Source organism: Cohnella massiliensis (genome assembly GCF_900169535.1).
Lineage (GTDB): Bacteria > Bacillota > Bacilli > Paenibacillales > Paenibacillaceae > Cohnella > Cohnella algarum.
This window is the reverse complement of record NZ_LT821259.1, coordinates 2,772,037-2,790,142: the sequence shown is the minus strand read 5'-3', so window position 1 is coordinate 2,790,142 and position 18,106 is coordinate 2,772,037. Positions and strand designations below refer to the sequence as shown.

At 59.4% G+C, this 18,106-nt stretch carries 20 protein-coding genes; 15 read left to right on the top strand and 5 right to left on the bottom strand.

Features of this window, described 5'->3' with window-relative positions; genetic code table 11:
* Positions 1-51: 51 nt before the first annotated feature.
* A complete protein-coding gene (locus B7E11_RS26820) occupies positions 52-1,209 on the top strand; it encodes a cysteine desulfurase family protein (protein WP_176220958.1) in 1,158 nt (385 codons plus the stop codon).
* On the top strand, positions 1,206-2,435 hold the full coding sequence (gene thiI, locus B7E11_RS26815; protein WP_080840504.1) for a tRNA uracil 4-sulfurtransferase ThiI: 1,230 nt from the start codon (positions 1,206-1,208) through the stop codon (positions 2,433-2,435). Before B7E11_RS26820 ends, thiI begins: the two co-directional genes overlap by 4 nt.
* A gap of 234 nt (positions 2,436-2,669) precedes the next feature.
* Here the strand turns inward: thiI and B7E11_RS26810 are convergent, their stop codons facing one another.
* Complete coding sequence (locus B7E11_RS26810) at positions 2,670-3,377, bottom strand: TerC family protein (protein ID WP_080840503.1); 708 nt, start codon at positions 3,375-3,377, stop codon at positions 2,670-2,672.
* Between the two features lie 131 nt (positions 3,378-3,508).
* On the opposite strand from B7E11_RS26810, the gene B7E11_RS26805 reads away from it, so the two are divergent.
* From B7E11_RS26805 to B7E11_RS30700, 7 genes are all read left to right on the top strand, one after another.
* Positions 3,509-4,174 carry a TerC family protein gene (locus B7E11_RS26805; RefSeq protein WP_080840502.1) on the top strand — a complete coding sequence of 222 codons (666 nt, stop codon included), beginning with the start codon at positions 3,509-3,511 and terminating at the stop codon, positions 4,172-4,174.
* 160 nt (positions 4,175-4,334) lie between these two features.
* The gene (locus B7E11_RS26800; protein WP_080840501.1) at positions 4,335-4,817 is read left to right on the top strand and encodes a hypothetical protein; all 483 of its coding nucleotides are present in this window, start codon (positions 4,335-4,337) and stop codon (positions 4,815-4,817) included.
* Between the two features lie 110 nt (positions 4,818-4,927).
* Positions 4,928-6,769, top strand: coding sequence for a translational GTPase TypA (gene typA / locus B7E11_RS26795; RefSeq protein WP_080840500.1), 1,842 nt, complete (start codon positions 4,928-4,930; stop codon positions 6,767-6,769).
* A 46-nt stretch (positions 6,770-6,815) separates the two neighbouring features.
* Positions 6,816-7,127, top strand: coding sequence for a YlaH-like family protein (locus B7E11_RS26790; protein ID WP_080840499.1), 312 nt, complete (start codon positions 6,816-6,818; stop codon positions 7,125-7,127).
* A gap of 68 nt (positions 7,128-7,195) precedes the next feature.
* Positions 7,196-7,495 (top strand): hypothetical protein, encoded by a 300-nt coding sequence (locus tag B7E11_RS26785; RefSeq protein WP_080840498.1) that lies wholly within the window; start codon positions 7,196-7,198, stop codon positions 7,493-7,495.
* Positions 7,492-8,592, top strand: coding sequence for an LCP family protein (locus B7E11_RS26780; RefSeq protein WP_080840497.1), 1,101 nt, complete (start codon positions 7,492-7,494; stop codon positions 8,590-8,592). The genes B7E11_RS26785 and B7E11_RS26780 overlap by 4 nt, the downstream gene beginning before the upstream one ends.
* A gap of 80 nt (positions 8,593-8,672) precedes the next feature.
* Positions 8,673-8,804, top strand: a complete 132-nt coding sequence (locus B7E11_RS30700; protein ID WP_275901474.1) for a hypothetical protein — start codon at positions 8,673-8,675, stop codon at positions 8,802-8,804.
* Positions 8,805-8,858: 54 nt separating this feature from the next.
* On the opposite strand, the gene B7E11_RS26775 is transcribed toward B7E11_RS30700, so the two are convergent.
* The gene (locus B7E11_RS26775) at positions 8,859-9,455 is read right to left on the bottom strand and encodes a YhcN/YlaJ family sporulation lipoprotein (protein WP_240353344.1); all 597 of its coding nucleotides are present in this window, start codon (positions 9,453-9,455) and stop codon (positions 8,859-8,861) included.
* 100 nt (positions 9,456-9,555) lie between these two features.
* Between B7E11_RS26775 and B7E11_RS26770 the strand changes: the two genes are divergently transcribed.
* On the top strand, positions 9,556-10,890 hold the full coding sequence (locus tag B7E11_RS26770) for a PhoH family protein (RefSeq protein WP_080840495.1): 1,335 nt from the start codon (positions 9,556-9,558) through the stop codon (positions 10,888-10,890).
* A 10-nt stretch (positions 10,891-10,900) separates the two neighbouring features.
* On the opposite strand, the gene B7E11_RS26765 is transcribed toward B7E11_RS26770, so the two are convergent.
* Positions 10,901-11,395 carry a hypothetical protein gene (locus B7E11_RS26765; protein ID WP_080840494.1) on the bottom strand — a complete coding sequence of 165 codons (495 nt, stop codon included), beginning with the start codon at positions 11,393-11,395 and terminating at the stop codon, positions 10,901-10,903.
* A 156-nt stretch (positions 11,396-11,551) separates the two neighbouring features.
* On the opposite strand from B7E11_RS26765, the gene B7E11_RS26760 reads away from it, so the two are divergent.
* The gene (locus B7E11_RS26760) at positions 11,552-12,853 is read left to right on the top strand and encodes an extracellular solute-binding protein (RefSeq protein WP_080840493.1); all 1,302 of its coding nucleotides are present in this window, start codon (positions 11,552-11,554) and stop codon (positions 12,851-12,853) included.
* Here the strand turns inward: B7E11_RS26760 and B7E11_RS26755 are convergent.
* Positions 12,836-13,927, bottom strand: a complete 1,092-nt coding sequence (locus B7E11_RS26755) for a coiled-coil domain-containing protein (protein ID WP_139787326.1) — start codon at positions 13,925-13,927, stop codon at positions 12,836-12,838. The genes B7E11_RS26760 and B7E11_RS26755 overlap by 18 nt on opposite strands.
* 163 nt (positions 13,928-14,090) lie before the next feature.
* On the opposite strand from B7E11_RS26755, the gene B7E11_RS26750 reads away from it, so the two are divergent.
* Entirely contained in the window at positions 14,091-15,257 is a 1,167-nt protein-coding gene (locus tag B7E11_RS26750) for an SAM-dependent methyltransferase (protein ID WP_080840491.1), read from the top strand.
* 154 nt (positions 15,258-15,411) lie between these two features.
* Here the strand turns inward: B7E11_RS26750 and B7E11_RS26745 are convergent, their stop codons facing one another.
* Positions 15,412-15,648: a DUF2626 family protein gene (locus tag B7E11_RS26745; RefSeq protein ID WP_080840490.1), complete on the bottom strand. Its 237-nt coding sequence runs from the start codon at positions 15,646-15,648 to the stop codon at positions 15,412-15,414.
* Positions 15,649-15,945: 297 nt separating this feature from the next.
* Between B7E11_RS26745 and B7E11_RS26740 the strand changes: the two genes are divergently transcribed.
* The 3 genes from B7E11_RS26740 to B7E11_RS26730 all read left to right on the top strand — a co-directional run bounded on the left by B7E11_RS26740 (position 15,946) and on the right by B7E11_RS26730 (position 18,103).
* Complete coding sequence (locus B7E11_RS26740; RefSeq protein WP_080840489.1) at positions 15,946-16,590, top strand: RsfA family transcriptional regulator; 645 nt, start codon at positions 15,946-15,948, stop codon at positions 16,588-16,590.
* Positions 16,591-16,735: 145 nt separating this feature from the next.
* Positions 16,736-17,692 (top strand): ketopantoate reductase family protein, encoded by a 957-nt coding sequence (locus tag B7E11_RS26735; RefSeq protein WP_176220911.1) that lies wholly within the window; start codon positions 16,736-16,738, stop codon positions 17,690-17,692.
* 12 nt (positions 17,693-17,704) lie between these two features.
* A complete protein-coding gene (locus tag B7E11_RS26730; RefSeq protein WP_080840487.1) occupies positions 17,705-18,103 on the top strand; it encodes a DUF3397 domain-containing protein in 399 nt (132 codons plus the stop codon).
* The last annotated feature ends 3 nt before the right edge of the window (positions 18,104-18,106 follow it).

The window sequence follows — 18,106 nt, the reverse complement described above, 5'->3', positions numbered from 1 at the left end:
GATCTTTTTTTTCAGCGATTCAGACGTTTTCGGAGGATATTGCGAATGGAAATGCTTTATTTTGACAATGCCGCGACGACCGCTCCCTATGAGCAGGTCGTACGGACGGTCGGCGAGCTGATGACGCGGCATTACGCCAACGCGGCAGCCTTGCACCGCTCGGGAGCCGAAGCGATGAAGCTGGTGGAACGGGCGCGCGCGAACGTAGCGGGCCTGTTCGGGGCGAAAGCGGAAGAAGTGGTGTTTACGTCCGGCGGCACCGAAGGCAACAACTACGCGATGAAAGGAACGGTGCTCGCGTCCCGCAAACCGACGAAGCATATCGTCACGACGGCCGTCGAGCATCCTTCCGTTTTTTATTGCGCCAAACAGCTGGAGGAACAGGGCGTGGCCGTCACGTTTCTTCCCGTGGACCGGCAGGGCTTCGTCCGGGCGGCCGACGTGGCCGATGCTCTGCGCGACGATACGGTTCTCGTCAGCGTCATGCACGTCAACAACGAGACCGGCGCCATCCAGCCGATCGAGGAAATCGGCCGTTTGCTGAAAGACCGGCCGCAGGTCCGTTTTCATGTGGACGGCGTTCAGGCGATCGGAAAAGTTCCGGTCAAATGGAAGGAATGGGGAATCGATCTGTATACCGCATCCTCCCACAAGTTTCACGGGCCGAAAGGCGCCGGCTTCGTGCTTGCCCGCGAAGGGCTGAAGTTGAGCCCGCTTCTTGCCGGAGGCGGGCAGGAGGACGGCAGGCGCAGCGGAACCCATAACGTGCCCGGCATTGTCGGTACGGCGCAAGCGCTCAGGCTTACGATGGAGACGATCGAGGAACGCCGAACGCGCATGTACGGGTTAAGGCGGAAATTGATCGAACGGCTGAAAAGCATTCCCGAACTCGTGCTCAATGTCTTGGAGGACGAGAGCCGATTCGCTCCTCATATCGTAAACGTCTCTTATCCGGGCATGAGGCCGGAAGTGCTCGTGCATATGCTGGAAAAGCACGGGATTCTGATCTCGACGCAGTCGGCGTGTTCCTCCAAAAGCTTGAAACCGAGCCGGGTGTTGACGGCGATGGGAATGGACGAGCACCGGGCGTCGGGAAGCATTCGCATCAGCTTCGGGGACGAGCAAACGGAACGGGATATCGATACGCTTGCCGAAAGATTGCGCCTCGCCGTCGCCAAGCTGAAGCCGCTTGAGAGGAGCTTGACATGATTTACAACTTAATTTTGGTGAGATTCGGAGAACTGACGATCAAGGGACGCAACCGGCGGAAGTTCGAATCCCTTATGACGGCCAACATCAAACAATCGCTCGCGGCGTTCCGGGGCTTGTCCTACGAACGATCCTACGGCAGGGTGTTTATCCACCTGAACGGAGAAGCATACGAATCCGTCGCCGCCCGCCTTCGCGAAATATTCGGGCTCGCATCGTTCAGTCCGGTGCTGAAAGCGGAAAACGAACTCGCGGCCATCCAGGCAGCCGCTCTCGCGGTCATGCGGGGGCTGGACGTTCCGCCCAAAACGTTCAAAGTATCGGTAAAACGAACCTGGAAGGACTTCCCGCACGATTCGCAGCAAATGAATCACCTTGTCGGCGCTCACGTGCTGCGCAATACGCCGGAGCTGAAGGTAGACGTCCGCCATCCCGACACCGAGCTCAAGGTCGACATCCAGGCGGAGGCAACGTACGTCTATTGCAAGGTCGAGCAAGGCACCGGAGGGTTCCCGATCGGGATGAACGGCAAGGCGATGCTGCTGTTGTCGGGAGGAATCGACAGTCCCGTAGCGGGATGGATGGCGATGCGAAAAGGGCTGGAAATCGAAGCGGTTCATTTTCACAGCTATCCGTTTACGAGCGAGCAGGCGACCGAGAAAGTGATTACGCTGACGCAGCGGTTGGCTCATTACGGCGGCCGGATCAAGCTTCATCTTGTTCCTTTTACCGATATCCAGACGAAACTCGCGCAAAACGGCCAGGACAATCTGATCATCACGCTTATGCGCAGATCGATGCTGCGCATCGCCGAAAAACTGGCGGAACGCAGCGGCGCGCTTGCGCTCGTGACCGGCGACAGCCTCGGGCAAGTCGCCAGCCAGACGCTCGGAAGCATGAACGTGATCGGACGAACGATATCCTTGCCGCTGCTGCGCCCGCTGGTCATGATGGACAAGCTCGATATTATCCGGCAAGCCGAAAAAATCGGCACCTACGAAACGTCGATCCTGCCGTTCGAGGATTGCTGCACGTTGTTCGTGCCGAAATCTCCGGCGACCAATCCGAATTTGAAAATCGTCGAGCGGCTGGAGGATGGAATGAAGGCCGATCTGGAGCGCATGATCCGGGAGGCGGTCGAGGGAACGGAGACGGTGTGGATGAACGCCCAAGGCCGGATCCAGCGAAAAAAAGAAGCCCCCGCCGAGGAGGACCGCTGGTTTTAAGCGGGTACCGACGCAGAGCGCCCTTGGGGCGGGGGCAACGAATAAATGAAAAGAAGAAGCCTTTGAAGATGCCGGCCCAATCCGGGCTCGCTCCTCAATCAAAATAACGGCCTCCGGTCCCGGGGCCGTTATTTCGTTTGCAGTGAGGGAAATTTCGTAAATGGCGGCCTCTCGGGACCGCTGATTCGGACGCCAATCCGAGGCTTGTCCGGACAAACGAATGCAAATGGCCGCTCAATCGGCGTCTCCGCCCGATAAACGCCCCTGCTGCCTTTTCGCCTTGATGGCGTTCGTCCAAATGCCGCCGACGATGACGATGGCGATCATGAGCGCCACGAACGTCCAGACGGCGACCGGATTGTCGTGGAACAAGCCGCCCAGCCGAGGCTCGTGCGTGACCATCGTCGAAGCGGTATAGGCGAGGACGGCGGCCCCGATGTACACGATCCACGGAAACCTTCCGAGCAGCTTGACGAACAGCGTGCTTCCCCAGACGACGATCGGGATGCTGATGAGCAGGCCGAGGATGACCAGCAGGTCGTTGCCGTGGGCCGCGCCCGCTACCGCGATGACGTTGTCGAGGCCCATCGCCGCGTCGGCGATGACGATCGTGCGGATGGCGCCCCACAAAGAGTCGCTCGCTTGAATGTCCTCGTGGCTGTCCTCTTGAACGAGCAGCTTGTAGGCGATCCAAAGCAGCACCAGGCCGCCGACCGCTTGCAGAAACGGAATTTTGAGCAAGGTGACGACGAGCAGAGTGGCGGCGACCCGAATGACTACCGCCCCGCCGGTCCCGTACCAGATCGCTTTTTTTTGCAGGTGCTTCGGCAAGTTGCGCGCCGCAAGACCGATCACGATCGCATTATCCCCCGCAAGCATCAAATCCATAAAGACGATTTGCAATAACGACCCTAAAAACTGAAGACTGAATACTTCCTCCATGCCGGCTTCCTCCCTGTTGTCCAACTTCTTGCCTACGTTCCGCCCGACAAAAAGATTCGTTTTCGAACCCAATATTTAATAACATAACCTGAATGGCTTGTACATACAACGGGTAAGAGGGGGGATTTCGAATGGAACTGGGCGAAAATATTTTGGTTTTTGCGCAAATCGTTTTGATTAACCTGCTGCTTAGCGGCGACAATGCGGTCGTCATCGCGATGGCCGGACGGCGTCTGCCCCCTGCGCAGCGCCGTGCGGCGATCTGGTGGGGAAGCGCCGCCGCCATTGCCCTTCGCTGCCTGCTGACCGTCGGGGCCGTCGCGCTGCTCCGGATTCCGCTGCTGCAGACCGCCGGATCGCTTTTGCTGTTCGCCATCGCGCTGAAGCTGCTTGTCGACAATAACGGGCACGAGCAGGAAACGAAGGCGGCGGTTACGCTGAAAGGAGCGGTATGGACGATCGTGACCGCCGATTTCATCATGAGCCTGGACAATGTGCTCGCCGTAGCTGCGGTCGCAAAGGGGGATGTCGGCCTTCTCGTCATCGGAATCGCGATGAGCATCCCGCTCATCATCTGGGGCAGTTCGTTTATGATCAAAGCGCTGGACCGCCTTCCGTTTCTCGTTTACATCGGGGGAGCGCTGCTCGGCTACGCGGCCGGCGAAATGCTGCTCAAAGATCCCTTTTGGCAGCGCTGGCTGCCGCAAGTTTCCGCCCATGCGCTCGAAGCGCTTCCGTTCGTGACCGTTTCGCTCCTGATCGCTTCGGCTCTCCTTCTGCGCAGAAAGCGAGCGTAAAGTCGAACCGGCTAACCTTTGGCGAATCTCGCCAGTTTGCGACGGGCGATCTTTGTTCGAATTTTAGCTTGCCGCCCTAGTTTTTTCTCCTCAATTCCATTACACTAAAAAGGAATTCGTTGAATGCATAGAAGTTTTTGAAAGAATTGGGGGGGCCATCGTGAACAAACAATCCGCCGCGGTCGGCGTTCTGGTGTTGGCTGCGGGGTTGGTCATTTTGCTGGGGAAGCTTGGCGTTTTTGCTTATATCGGTTCCTTGTTCTGGCCGTTGTTCATTTTGATCGCCGGGGTGCTGCTGCACGTCCTGTATTTCGGCCGGATCCTGCCCGCGATCGCGCTCGTGCCGGCGGGGATTTTGACGGTCGTGTCCGTCCCGCTGCTGATCGGCCGCTGGTTCGACTGGAGCTTGATGAAGTACTTGTGGCCATTGTTCGTATTTGCCGTCGCTGCGGGCCTGTACGAATATTACATATTCGGACCGATGCGCAATCGCGCCATCTGGACCGCGTCGATCGTTCTCGGAGCCGTTTCGCTGCTCATGTTCGTCATGTCGCTGCTGTGGACGTGGGGCATTTATCTCATTGCGGTGCTGCTGATCGGTTTCGGGGCCTACCTCGTGCTGCGCCGCCCGAAAATTTGGTAGTCCCTTGATTTGCGACGATTTTCGCATATAATAGAAGGGATGTAGGTATACGTCGACTAAAACGTCGGCGTTTTATGTTGTGATACAGAGAAAATATGAGGAGTGGAATCATGCATCAAAGAGATCGGATTCGAAATATCGCCATTATCGCGCACGTCGACCACGGGAAAACAACGCTGGTCGATCAACTGCTGCGCCAATCCGGCACATTTCGGGACAATGAGCAAGTGCAGGAGCGCGCAATGGACTCGAACGATCTGGAGCGGGAACGCGGCATTACGATCCTGGCGAAAAACACGGCGGTCCACTATAAAGACTATTTGATCAACATCGTCGATACGCCCGGACACGCCGACTTCGGAGGCGAGGTCGAGCGAATCATGAAAATGGTCGACGGCGTGCTGCTCGTCGTCGACGCGTTCGAAGGCTGCATGCCGCAAACGAAATTCGTATTGCGCAAGGCGCTGGAAGCGGGACTTACCCCGATCGTCGTCGTCAACAAAATCGACCGCCCCGCGGCCCGTCCGGCCGAAGTCGTCGACGAAGTGCTCGAGCTGTTCATCGAGCTCGAAGCGAACGACGATCAACTGGATTTTCCGGTCGTCTACGCCTCCGGCCTCAACGGGATCGCGAGCATGGACGCTTCCGAGCTCGGCACGACGATGGAGCCCCTTTACGAAACGATCGTCGGGCATATCCCGTCGCCGACCGAGGATACGGAGCAGCCGCTGCAGTTTCTCGTTACGCTGCTCGACTATAACGAATATTTGGGGCGCATTCCGATCGGCCGGGTGAACCGCGGCAAAATCCGCCAGGGCCAGCCGGTCGCCGTCCTTGACCGCGAAGGCAAAATCCGCCAGGCCCGCATCGAAAAGCTGTTCGGCTTCCAAGGGCTGAAGCGCGTGGAAATGGAAGAAGCGGCCGCCGGCGACATCATCGCCATCGCGGGCATAAAGGACGTCAACATCGGCGAAACGATCGCCGATTTGGCGAATCCGGAGGCGCTGCCGGTACTGAAGATCGACGAGCCGACGCTGCAGATGACGTTCATCGTCAACAACAGCCCGTTTGCCGGCCGCGAGGGCAAATTCGTCACGTCCCGCAAGCTGCGCGAGCGGCTGTTCAAGGAGCTGGAAACGGACGTCAGCCTCCGCGTGGAAGAAACGGACAGCCCGGACGCGTTCATCGTGAGCGGCCGCGGCAAGCTGCACCTCGGCATTTTGATCGAGAATATGCGCCGCGAAGGCTACGAGCTGCAGGTGTCCAAGCCGGAAGTCATCGTTCGCGAGATCGACGGCGTGAAGAGCGAACCGATCGAGCGCTTGCTGATCGACGTGCCGGAGGAGAGCATGGGCAGCGTCATGGAAAGCCTGGGCACCCGCAAAGCCGAAATGGTCAATATGATCAACAACGGCAACGGCCAGGTGCGCCTGGAGTTTCTGATCCCCGCCCGCGGGCTGATCGGGTACCGGACGAATTTCCTTACGCTGACGCGCGGCTACGGGGTCATGAACCATGCGTTCGACCACTACGGTCCGGTCGTCGGCGGGCAGGTCGGCGGACGCCACCAGGGCGTGCTGATCGCCAGCGAAACGGGCACCTCGACGATGTACGGCATGCTGAGCGTCGAGGACCGGGGCATCCTGTTCGTCAATCCGGGCACGGAAATTTACGAGGGCATGATCGTCGGCGAGCATACTCGCGATAACGACATCATCGTCAACATCTGCAAGGAAAAGGCCCTCAACAACATCCGGACAGCAACGAAGGAAGAGACGGTGAAGCTGAAGACGCCTCGCCTCATGTCGATGGAAGAAGCGCTCGAATATTTGAACGACGACGAATATTGCGAAATTACGCCGAAGTCGATTCGCCTGCGCAAAAAGTACTTGAACAAAGGCGAGCGCGACCGGTTCGAAAAGCAGCGGAAAATGGCGGAGTCGGGCGTATAATTCTGTCCCGGCTCGCCGCTGAACGCAGCCAAAGGGGGAACAAGCCGTGCAGACGTGGTTTCAGGAGCATCCGCTCATCTCCTATATCCTGATCCTGGCGTTTACGATTTATATTTTCAACGCCGTCTTTCGGCCCGGGCGTCTGCCGATTTTGAAGGAAATCCTGGTTTACGTCATGATGGCGCTCGGTTGCCTGGTGCTGCTGGTGCTGCAAATCGACAAGCTGCCGATCATTCAGTGCATGGGCGTCGCCGTCATCATGATGCTCATGCTGCGCTTGCGCCAGCTGTACGACAAGCTCCGCAAGCCGAAGGATGGCGGGGACAAGCCTTCGGCCGAGGCCTCCGAATCCAGGTAGTTGACCATGCAAGCGAAAGCGAATAGCGAATCTCGCATGCGGCCTTGCCGAGCGCGGAGGGATCGGAAATGCGTCTGAACGATGCGCTGTTCTATTGGCTCCAAACGAAGCTGATGACCGAAATTCGCCCCGACGACGAAGCCGCGCGGGGTTCGCTTCGCTTTTTTGCGCAAATTTTGTCGGAAGATCACGGGCTGGCGTCGGTTGAAGTCGATTCAAGCGATGCCGCCAAATATCGCGTTTCCTATCGGGCGAAAGACGGAACGGCCCGCGAGGTCCGGTTCGACCGCGAAGCGGCCGAGCAGCTCGCGGCCGACCTGTACGGCCATGCTTCGATAGAAGACGGAGAGTCAGAGGTGAACGAATGAACGCGAACGCACCGTTGCCGCCGCGAGCCCGTCAAACGCCTCCGCGCAAAACGTCGGCAACCCCGAAAAAGAAAAAACCGAAACGGCGCAAGTGGGTCGTCGCCCTGCTTTCGTTTTTTGCCGTCGTCATTTTGGGCCTGGGCCTGTTCGCCGGGTATTTGTATCTGGAATTGAATAAAACGCTGAACGATATCGCGTTGCCGGAAGGGCCGGATTCGAAGCCGATCGCTTCCGCCGACAGCGCCCAGGTGAAGCCGGTTTCGATGGTTTTGCTCGGCCTTGACAGCCGCGAAGGCACCGGGACGCTGAACACGGACGTGCTGATGGTCGCCGCGTTCAACCCGAAATCGAATACGGCCACGGTCGTGTCGATTCCGCGCGACTCGCTGCTGGACATCGACGGATACAAGCAGCGGAAGGCGAACGCCTACTATGCCAATTTTTACGCGGGCAAGCGGGATGAAGGGCTAAGCAGCGACGATGCTTATACGTACGCCCGAAGCGAAATGCGCGACATGTTCGGCGAGTTTTTCGGCGTGCCGTTCGACTATACCGCCATTATCAATTTCAAAGGATTCTCCGACGTCGTCGACGCGCTCGGCGGCATCAAAGTCTACGTCGACCAGGATATGTACTATACCGATTCGGCGGACGGAACGAAGATCGACTTGAAGAAAGGCGAGCAAACGCTCGACGGCGAAGACGCGCTCGGCTTCGTCCGCTACCGGAAGTCCAAGGGCGGCAGAACGCCGGAGTCGAGCGACTTCGCGCGGAACGACCGCCAGGCCCGCGTGCTGGCCGCCATCACCGACGAAATGAAATCGCTCGGCGGGGTGACGAAGCTCGGGAAGGTGATCAGCGCCGTAGGCGACAACATGACGACCGACATTCCGCGCGAGCAGATCACCAATCTGTTGAAGGCCTATTACGATCTCGACTCCAGCCAGATCCGGTTTATTCCGCTCGAAGGCAGCTGGAGGAGCCCTTACGTTTATTTGAACGACAGCAGCGTCGAGAAAGCGAAGGCCGCCCTGGCGGAGGAGCTTTCGCCCGAAGGGCGCCAGGCTGGCGCGGCAACGCCCTCCGCCGCCGGTTAATTCGGGACGGCCGCTTACTTGGAAACGCCTCGGAGCGTGTGGTATAATGAGGCCATGAACAGCTGCGAGGAGGTCTGCCAATGGCGGTGCGCGTCTTCATTCATCCCGACTCGGGAAAGCTTCCCGCCGTTGTCGCAGCTCCGTTGCCTTGCGGTTCGGCCGACCGTTTACATGGACAAGTTTTCGTTAACATGCGCAAAAAAGCCCAGTGAATTTCGCTGGGCTTTTTTGCGTCTTTCGGGAAGGTTGACGACCTGGCCGACTTGCTAACGGGAGGTGCGGCGATGGCCGTTTTGAACCGAATTCGTCTCTTGCTGCCGGACGGAATCGTCGATATCCGGGGATGCGGGCGGGATGATGCTGCGCGGCATTTGCGGCACGAGCCGGCCGACGATGTCCGCGAGCTCTTCGGCAAATCCGGCGATCGGGCGCCCTTGGTTCGCGTCCTGCCGGATTTCCCGAATCCGCTGGGCGAGGTCGACGTCGGCCGTGACCAGCGCGTCTACCCCGTAAGGGTCTTTGCGGAACGCTTCCGCAACGGCGTATTTAACCGTTCCGACCCGCGATCGCTCCATCTTCGGTTCCACGTCGATGCCGACGATCGCGTAATTGCCGAACACGACGCAGTTGGCGCCCCTGACGCCCTGAACGCCCGCCGCGAGCTGCTCCAGATGCGCGGCAACCGCCTGCGGATCCGTAATCTCCCTTCTCGCCGCGTCGGCCGGCTGTTCGTCCTGCGCTTCGAGACGGTTTGCCGGCGGTTCGGGCGCCGCTTGTTTCGCAGCGCAGCCTGCGGCCCCTGAAGCCAGGGAAGCGAGCATCAGGCAGACCGCAAGTCGAGATCCGTAACGCTGCCATTGCATGATTTTCACCTTCTTCGTTTGGTTGCTTTTCTTATTGTCCCCTGTCGTCCGGCTCCTATGTAAACACGCGAAAATTCGTCGAACCCGGGAGGGACCACCCGTGAAAAAAATTTACGTACTCGATACGAATGTGCTGCTGCACGATCCGCTGGCGATGTTTTCTTTCGAGGAGAACGTGGTTGTCATCCCGTCGGTCGTACTGGAGGAAATCGACTCCAAAAAACGGCTGGCCGACGAAATCGGGCGCAACGCCCGCTTCGTATCCCGGGAACTGGACCGCATGCGCGGACTCGGGCATTTGCATAACGGCGTCCCGCTGGAAGGCGGCGGTCAGCTCAAGGTGGAAATGAATCACCGCCGGTTCGTCCGGGTTCAGGAGCTGTTCGGGGAAATGACGAACGACAACCGCATTTTGGCGGTTGCGCTCAATTATCATATGGAGGAGCAGGAGCGCGGGGAAGAAGGAAGCCCCGTCATTCTCGTCAGCAAAGACGTGCTCGTGCGCGTCAAAGCCGACGTGCTCGGCATCCATGCCGAGGACTACTTGTCGGACCGCACCGTGTCCCCCTCCGACCAATATACGGGGCACGCGACGCTGCGGGTCCATCCTTCGATCATCGACGAGTTTTATACGTACCGTTTCCTCGATATTCAAAGCCTGGGGCCGGGCGTTCATTTGCACCCGAACGAATTCGTCATTTTGCGCGACGAGCTCGGCACTTCCAAATCGGCGTTGCTGAAGGTCAGCCAGGACGGGCAGCGGCTCGATCCGCTGCACCTCGGCAACGATCCCGTCTGGGGCATCACCGCGCGAAACGCGCAGCAGCGCATGGCGCTCGAACTGCTGCTGAACGACGACATCCCGCTCGTTACGCTGACCGGCCGCGCCGGAACGGGGAAGACGCTCATTACCCTTGCCGCGGGCCTCATGAAGGTCGAGGACGAGCACAAATTCAAAAAGCTGCTGATCGCCCGTCCCGTCGTGCCGATGGGCAAGGATATCGGGTATTTGCCGGGAGAGAAAGAGGAGAAGCTGCGTCCGTGGATGCAGCCGATTTACGATAATCTGGAGTTTCTGTTCGATACGAAAAAGTCGGGCGATCTCGACAAAATTTTAATGGGTCTCGGCAGCATCCAGGTCGAAGCGCTCACGTACATTCGCGGCCGTTCCATTCCGGGGCAGTTCATCATAATCGATGAAGCGCAAAATTTAAGCCGCCACGAGGTGAAGACGATCGTTTCCCGCGTCGGCGAAAACAGCAAAATCGTGCTGCTGGGCGACCCTGAGCAGATCGACCACCCGTACCTGGACGCGCAGAGCAACGGGCTGACGTACTTGGTGGAGCAGTTCAGAGGAGAGGGCATTAGCGGCCACGTCACCCTGGAAAAGGGCGAGCGCTCGCGCCTCGCGCAGCTCGCCGCCGAAAGGCTGTGAACCGGCCGGATTACTCATCCAGCCACTCCGTCCGGCAGCCGTAGGCGCGCGCGATTCGGTCGGCCAGCTCTTGAAGCCCGCCGTCGATCGCGAACGCCGTACGGCCGTCCGCCTCGATCGAGCAGACGAGATGCTCCTCCAATTGCCATCGGGCCGGCGCGATCGAGGCGTCCGGCTCCGATTCCGCAAGCCGGAACAAAGCCGTCGACGTCAAGTCGAGGTAGGCGTTGCCGGCGCGCGATTCGAAGCCGTAATCGTCGAAAAGGCCGGTCCGGACGACGCCGTTTTCCGGCAGTTCAAGCAGCGGACGAGGCTCGAACGCGACGTTGTACCGCGTCAGAAATTGTTCGACGGAGGGGAGATGTTCCCGCTTGTCGAAAATGAGCAGCTCCTTGTGCCGGTCGTATAGCGGAGCGCGCTCGGCGATTCCTTTGACGATCTGGGCATAGAACCCCGGAAGCTTATTTTCCGGAAGCGTCATGCTCAGGCCGAATTTTTTTTCCATCCGTTTGTTCCCTCCCTTCATGCTTTGAGGCGTATCGGACGGTTCGGCGCCCGAATGGCTCGGCGGCAGGCTGAAGCGTTTGCAAAAAAGCGAGACATTCCTGATCTTACCTGATATCATAGGAAAATGGCAACACAAGCATGAGGAGTGAGCGGTGTGAAGAGTCGCAAATCGAGCGTCGTTCTCGTGCTGCTGGCAATAGCCGTTCTATTGCTGTCGCTTTGGGATTCCGCTCCCGCCCCGACGACGGAGTCGATTTTGACGAGCGAAGGCGGGGAAGCATCCCCGCCCGCGGCGGACGAGCAGGAGCCGAACGCGGAGCTCAAAGTCACGGCGGTCGCGAGCAGCTCCGATTTCGCCGCATTGTCCCGCCAGAACGAGTCGTTTCGGCTCCGCTATCCCGACATCCGCGTCGAGCTCGCCCGAATGGATCCGGCCGAAGCCGACCTGCTGTGGGAACGGGAACTGTGGAGCGCCGAAGACTCGGACCTGTGGCTCGTGCCGAACGAACGCGTCAAAGCGCTCGCGGTGGCGGGGGAGCTAATGCCGGCCGACGGCGTGTTCGTCGGGGAGGCGATATCGGAACCGTTCGACGTTCTCCTCTCGCAAGTGCGGTGGAACGGCTACATATGGGGCGTGCCCCGCGATATGGATCCGCATGTCATCGTTTGGAATCGCGAAACCCTTCGCGAGCTCGGAAACGATGCGGATCCGCTTTCCGTGCCGCTTTCGCTTGCGGAATGGCGGGAACTGGCGTTAAAGCTGGCCGAAACCGGCGGGGACGCGGATTGGCTTGCGATCGACGATACCGATCCGCTTGCCCTGCTCGCATGGGTCGGATCCGCGGCCAGGCTGCGGGAAGACGCGGTGCTGGACGGGACGAGCTGGACCGGAAGCGGGGAAGCCTTCGAGCAGGCGCTTTCGCTGCTGGCGGAATTCCGCGAGGGCGTCCGCACGGGCCCGCAAAACGCCGCCTTCTGGCGAACGTTCGCGGAAGAGGGCGTGGCGGCGGTCGCCAGGCATTCCGAAGCGCTGCTGGCGCTGGATGCCTTGCCGGAAGCGGCTTCGGACCGCCTTCACTTGGACCGCTCCTCGTGGGAGCGCGCGTTCGTATGGCCGGGCGGCCAAAGCTTCGTGCTGTCCGCCAAATCGCAGCATGAAGAAGCGGCCCAATTATGGGCCGCCGAAATGACGAGCAAAGACAATCAACTGCAAAACTACCGCGATTCGCGCAAGCTGCCCGTCTATCGTTCTCTCTTTTCGGCTGCCGGCAGCGTTCCGATTCCGCTGCACGAGGCGGGAACGGGCGCGTTTCCGAATATGCCCGCGCTCGCTTCGGGGCCGGACGCCGCCGAACGGCTAAGCGAGCTCGGCGCGGCATGGAACGGCCTGATGGACGGTTCCGTAACGGTGGAGGACTGGAAACGGCTCGACCCGGGGCTATTTGCCGATTTTTAAGCCGACGACCAGTTCCCCCTCTTGAATGTCCACCGTGTCCGCCGTCACGTACTTGATCAGCCGTTGCGGATAAAAGCCGAGATCGAATTCCCGTTCCAAATCGGCCCTCGTCGTGTCGGGCAGCTCCAAGCCGTTGAACACGAGCTTGTCGACATGAAACAGAATGGCGTTTTGCGGCTCGTTTTCGAGTGTATAATGGCCTTCGATCCGCACGCTCAGGCTGCCGTTGTCGCCTTCGAGCACCATTTTTCCCGGTACGAACGAAATCTCGAATTGCTCGAATCGCCCGTCCTCGCTTCGAATGAACTCGTTGAGCTGCTCGTCGGTGACGGTAATCGTCGCCTTCAGTCCGCTAGTCTTCATGATGCCGGGGTTTTGCTGAATCCAATCCGGCAAGCGGCCCATCGCTTTCGACAGCGCGCGGAAATGTTCGCGAACTTCGTATAAGCCGACGTTGCGCCAGTAGGCCTGCATTTCGTTCATCAACTGCCGCAAATACGCTTCCTGCCCGCTGCCCGCGAGGGCTTCGTCGACTTCTTGCCGCAAAGCCGTTATCCGGTCGCGCTGGGCGATCAGGGCGTTCTCGACCTCGGACAGCTCCGTCTTGCTCTTCGCAAGGGCCTCGTAGCTCTGGCGCAGCCGATCGTATTCTTCCTGGTACGCGAGCAGGGCTTCGCGGTCGGAGCGGAAGACGAGCTCCATGAGCTCCCACGTCCGGAGCAGCTCGGAAAGCGATCCCGCATTCAAAATTCCGGACAACAGAATATCCTTTTGACCCATATAATAAGAGCGCAAGGCGCGGCCGGCCTTTTCCCGGTGGGCCGCAATCTCGATTTCCTGCCGTGCCAGTTCCGTTTCGCTATGGACGATGTCTCGCTCGGCTTCGGTTCTCAGGCTTCCGATCCGTTCGATTTCCCGTTCGAGCTCGGTCACGGATAAACTTTTTTCCAGCAGTTCCCTCGTTTGTTCGGGGATTTCGGCCGGATCGGCGTAAACGGGAACGAGAGCCCCGGTTCGCGTCAATGCCGCAAGGAGCAGCAATAACGGCAAGCCAATCCCTATCAATCGTCGCATCGGGGCCTCCTTTCTGCGGCGGACGAGCGGCGAGGGTAGTTCAACCTATGTCCGAACCGCCGAATTTAGAAGCGCGTCCGGTATTTGTTCCTTCGCCGAGGGCGGCTTTGTCACGACTTTTATTATAATCGCTTGGCAATGTCAGGGAAAGGAGCCGGCAGCGATGAAACGGAATCGATCTCGACCGCCTATTGCCGATAAATTCCGGGAACAGCTCCTTCGGAGCGGCCGCGAAGGGCGGACCGCGGACGGAGAGACCGTCGTTTGCCTGACGTTTTGCGACTATATGCGGCTTTGCCTGTACGACCCCCATTACGGCTATTATCGAAGCGGCCCCGCGCGCGTCGGAAGGGAGGGCGACTTTTACACGAGCCCGTTCGTCGGCGATGCGATGGGCAGGCAGCTCGCGAGCTCGCTTCGAAAGCTGGCCGACGAGCATTTCGGCGCCGGCATCGTAAACGTTGTCGATTGGGGAGGGGGAACGGGAAGGCTGGTCCGCCAGCTGGCCGAGGCCTGGTCGGACGAAGCCGGCGGCGGAAGGTTTCGGCTGTTCGTCGCGGAGGATCACCCCGCGCACCGGCGGGAAGCGGAGAGGACGCTTTGCGGCGACCGTGCGCGGCCGATGGCGACCGTGATGGACAGCGCCCAGGCGGAAAGCTATCCGTGGAAGGAACACAACGCCATCGTCATCGCCAACGAGCTGCTCGACGCGTTTCCCGTTCATCGGGTGACGGTGCGGGAAGGCGAGCTCCTCGAATGGGGCGTGGCCTGGGCCGAGAGCTCGGCGAAACCCGAGGCCTGCCTGACCCGGCCAAGCAGGCCGGAGCTGGCGGCGCGCCTCGCCGCGGACGGAATCGGTTTGCGCGATGGGCAAACCGTCGAAATCGGCCTGGAAGCCGTCGAGTGGATCGCCGGCATGGCCGGAAAGCTGGGCGACGCGCTGCTGGCCGTCATCGATTACGGCGACGAGGCGGGGGAGCTGGCGGCGCCGCACCGGACGGACGGGACGCTCGTCTGCTACCGGCGGCATGCGGCCGGCGTCGATCCGTACGAAGCGCCGGGCGAGCAGGATATGACGGCGCACGTGAATTTCACGGCGGTGCGGGCCGCTGCCGCAGCGGCGGGATGGCGGCCGGTCTGGCAGGGGACGCAGCAGCGTTTTTTGATCGAGTCTGGCATTTTGGAACGGTTGTCGGCGCACGCGATAACCGACCCGTTCGATCCGGTCGTCCGGAGGAATCGCTCGATCCGCCAGCTGCTGCTGTCCGACGCCATGAGCGAGCTGTTCAAGGTGCACATTTTTTTCAAAGGGAACGGTTCGAGAGTTTAGCGATTGTCAGCGTGCGCTGCCCGCTGTCCGTTATGTCGAAGTCGAAAGCCAAATGCCGATCGCTCCGGCAAAATGACTGAAAAAAGCCCGAGTCCCGCACGGAAAACCGCGCGAGACTCGGGCTTCTGTTCGCTGGAATGCGTTCGCCCCAAGCTTAGTAAGGCAAATCCATTTCGAACACCGACCAATATGTAAAGCCAAGGAACGCAATGATCATATATCCCCAAAACATGTAGATATAGGTCTTTTCCGTGAATTTCAAATATCCGAGCAGGAAAAATACCGCCGACTGGATAAAGAACAGCAAAGACATTTCCCACATGTCGCCTGCGAAAGACATAAGAGCGATCACAAGCGTGAAGAAGCCGAGCACCCGAAACATGCGTGCCATGAATGATCCCCCTCTCTGCTGACATACCAACCCAATTTCTAATCGTTATTATACCCGCTGTCCGCACGAAGTGTAAACCGGAAGAAGTGACGAATTGGCAAACTTTTTAACTTGCATTCATCATTCCGCAAAGACCGCCGTTTTATTCCCCATTCGTTCGTCATCGCCGACCGCAGGTATACGCGCGTGAAATTTGGATATACATAGGAGTATCCGATAGATTCTATGAATTTCTCGCCAAGCATAGAAATGAAATGAAAAGGCATCGAAGCAAGGATGACGAGGAGGGAACAAGCCATGACAGCCGCGAGACAGGATGCATGGACGGAAGACGACGATTTGATTTTGGCAGAGGTAACCTTGAGACATATTCGGGAAGGCGGCACGCAACTGGCCGCGTTTGAAGAGGTCGGGCAGCGAATCGCGAGAACGGCGGCGGCGTGCGGCTTCAGATGGAACAGCTGCGTGCGGAAACGGTATAACGAAGCGATCGCGCTCGCCAAGCAGCAGCGGCAAAAACGGAATTATCTCAAAAAGCAGGGGATTGCCGAGCTGAGTTCGGCCGACGAAACGGTTTCGGTCGAAGCGGGCGGCGCCAAATCCGAAGCGCTGACGGCGGAATCTTTGTCGCTCGAAGCGGTTATCCGCTATTTGCGTCAATGGAAGGGCTCGATTCAGGAGTATAACCGCCAAATCAAGCAATTCGAAAAGGAATTGAAAGAGAAAGACGAGCGGATTGCCGAGCTCGAGGAAGAGAACGAGCGGCTGTCCAAAGCCGTAAACGAGGTGCAAACCGATTATCGCGTCGTCAACGACGACTACAAGGCGCTCATAAAGATTATGGACCGGGCGCGCCGGCTCGCTTTTTTGGCGGAGGAGTCGGAAGAGGAAAAGGCTCGGTTCAAAATGGACGCAAACGGCAATCTGGAACGCATCGAATAAAGGCGCGACCTGCTTCCACAGCGATTTTGTGGGCAGGTCGTTTTTTTTTTGCCCGGACGAACGGGACGATGGCCGCCCGCCGGATCGAGGATGGCAGATCGGCCGATCTTGCGATAAAATAGGGCAAAAAAGGGAGGCGCGGCAAGTGCGGATCGCGATCGTAGGAGGAGGGGCGCTCGGCTTGCTGTTCGGAGGCAGGCTGGCGGCCGCGGGACGGAAGGCGGAGCTGTGGACGCGAACGAGGGAGCAGGCGGAGCTGCTGACGTCCGCGGGCATCCGCCTCATGGACGCGGACGGAGGCTCGCCCGTCGACGTTCCCGTGGCCGCGCGGGCCGTCGACGACGTGCCTGCGGACGGCGGCGGGCCGATCGCCTTTCTTGCCGTAAAGCAAACCTCGCTTTCCCCGGAGCTGCTCGCCGGGCTGAGGCGCGCCGTTCCGCCCGGCGGCGCGATCATCGCGCTGATGAACGGCATCGGGCACACGGACCTGCTCGCCGCCGCTTTGCCGGGACGGGCGATTGTCGCGGCGGTGACGACCGAAGCGGCGCTGAAGGCCGACCCCCGTTCGGTTTTGCATGCCGGCCGGGGGACGACCTGGCTCGGACAAGCTCCGCTGTTCGGGACGTATCCCGCCCGCTATGCCGATCCGATGCCGGAGGAAACGGCGTTCGCCGTCGAAAAATGCCTTCTGCAGGCAGGATTTTCCGTTTCCCTGTCGAATGATATGATGGACAGAATGCTGCGCAAGCTGCTCGTCAATGCGGTCGTGAATCCGCTGACGGCGCTGCTTCGGCTAAGGAACGGGGAACTGTCGGCGACGGCGGACCGGCGTTCGCTCATGCGCGCCGTTTACGAAGAATCGGCGGCCATCCTGGCGCCGTACGGTTTGCGGGATCCGGAGCTGCTCTGGCGGGAAGTGCTCGACGTCTGCGAAGGAACGGCCGCCAATCGCTCCTCCATGCTCCAGGACGTGCTGGCGGGACGCCCGACGGAAATCGACGCCATCAACGGGGCGATCGCCCGCATGGGTTCCGCGATCGGGAGAAGCGCGTCCTGGAACGAGAAGCTCGCGGCGTTGGTAAAGGCGATATCCGGCGAATGAGGAGAGATGACGATGGCGGCGATATGGGAAGCATTAAAGTATGCTTATGCTGCGTTGGCCGTTGTGCCGATGATTCCCTTTCTCCTTGTCTTCCTCGTCGTGCATGCCCGAAGCAAGGATAAAAAGCGGGCCATCCAGCTGTCGATGGACGTGACGACCCTCTTTCTGATCGGCATCGTGTCCAGCCTCCTGAACCAGTTCGGCACGTCGTTCGGTCCGTATTTGATTTTGCTGTTCATGCTGCTGCTTGCGGGGCTCATCGGCAACGCCCAAAACCGGGTCCGCGGCAAGGTGGACGGAACAAAGCTCGTTCGAGCGGTGTGGCGGCTGTCGTTTTTTATGCTCAGCGTCGTCTACGTCCTGCTGATGGCGGTTACGCTGGTCAAATACCTGTTCGTGCAGTCGGCGTGATCG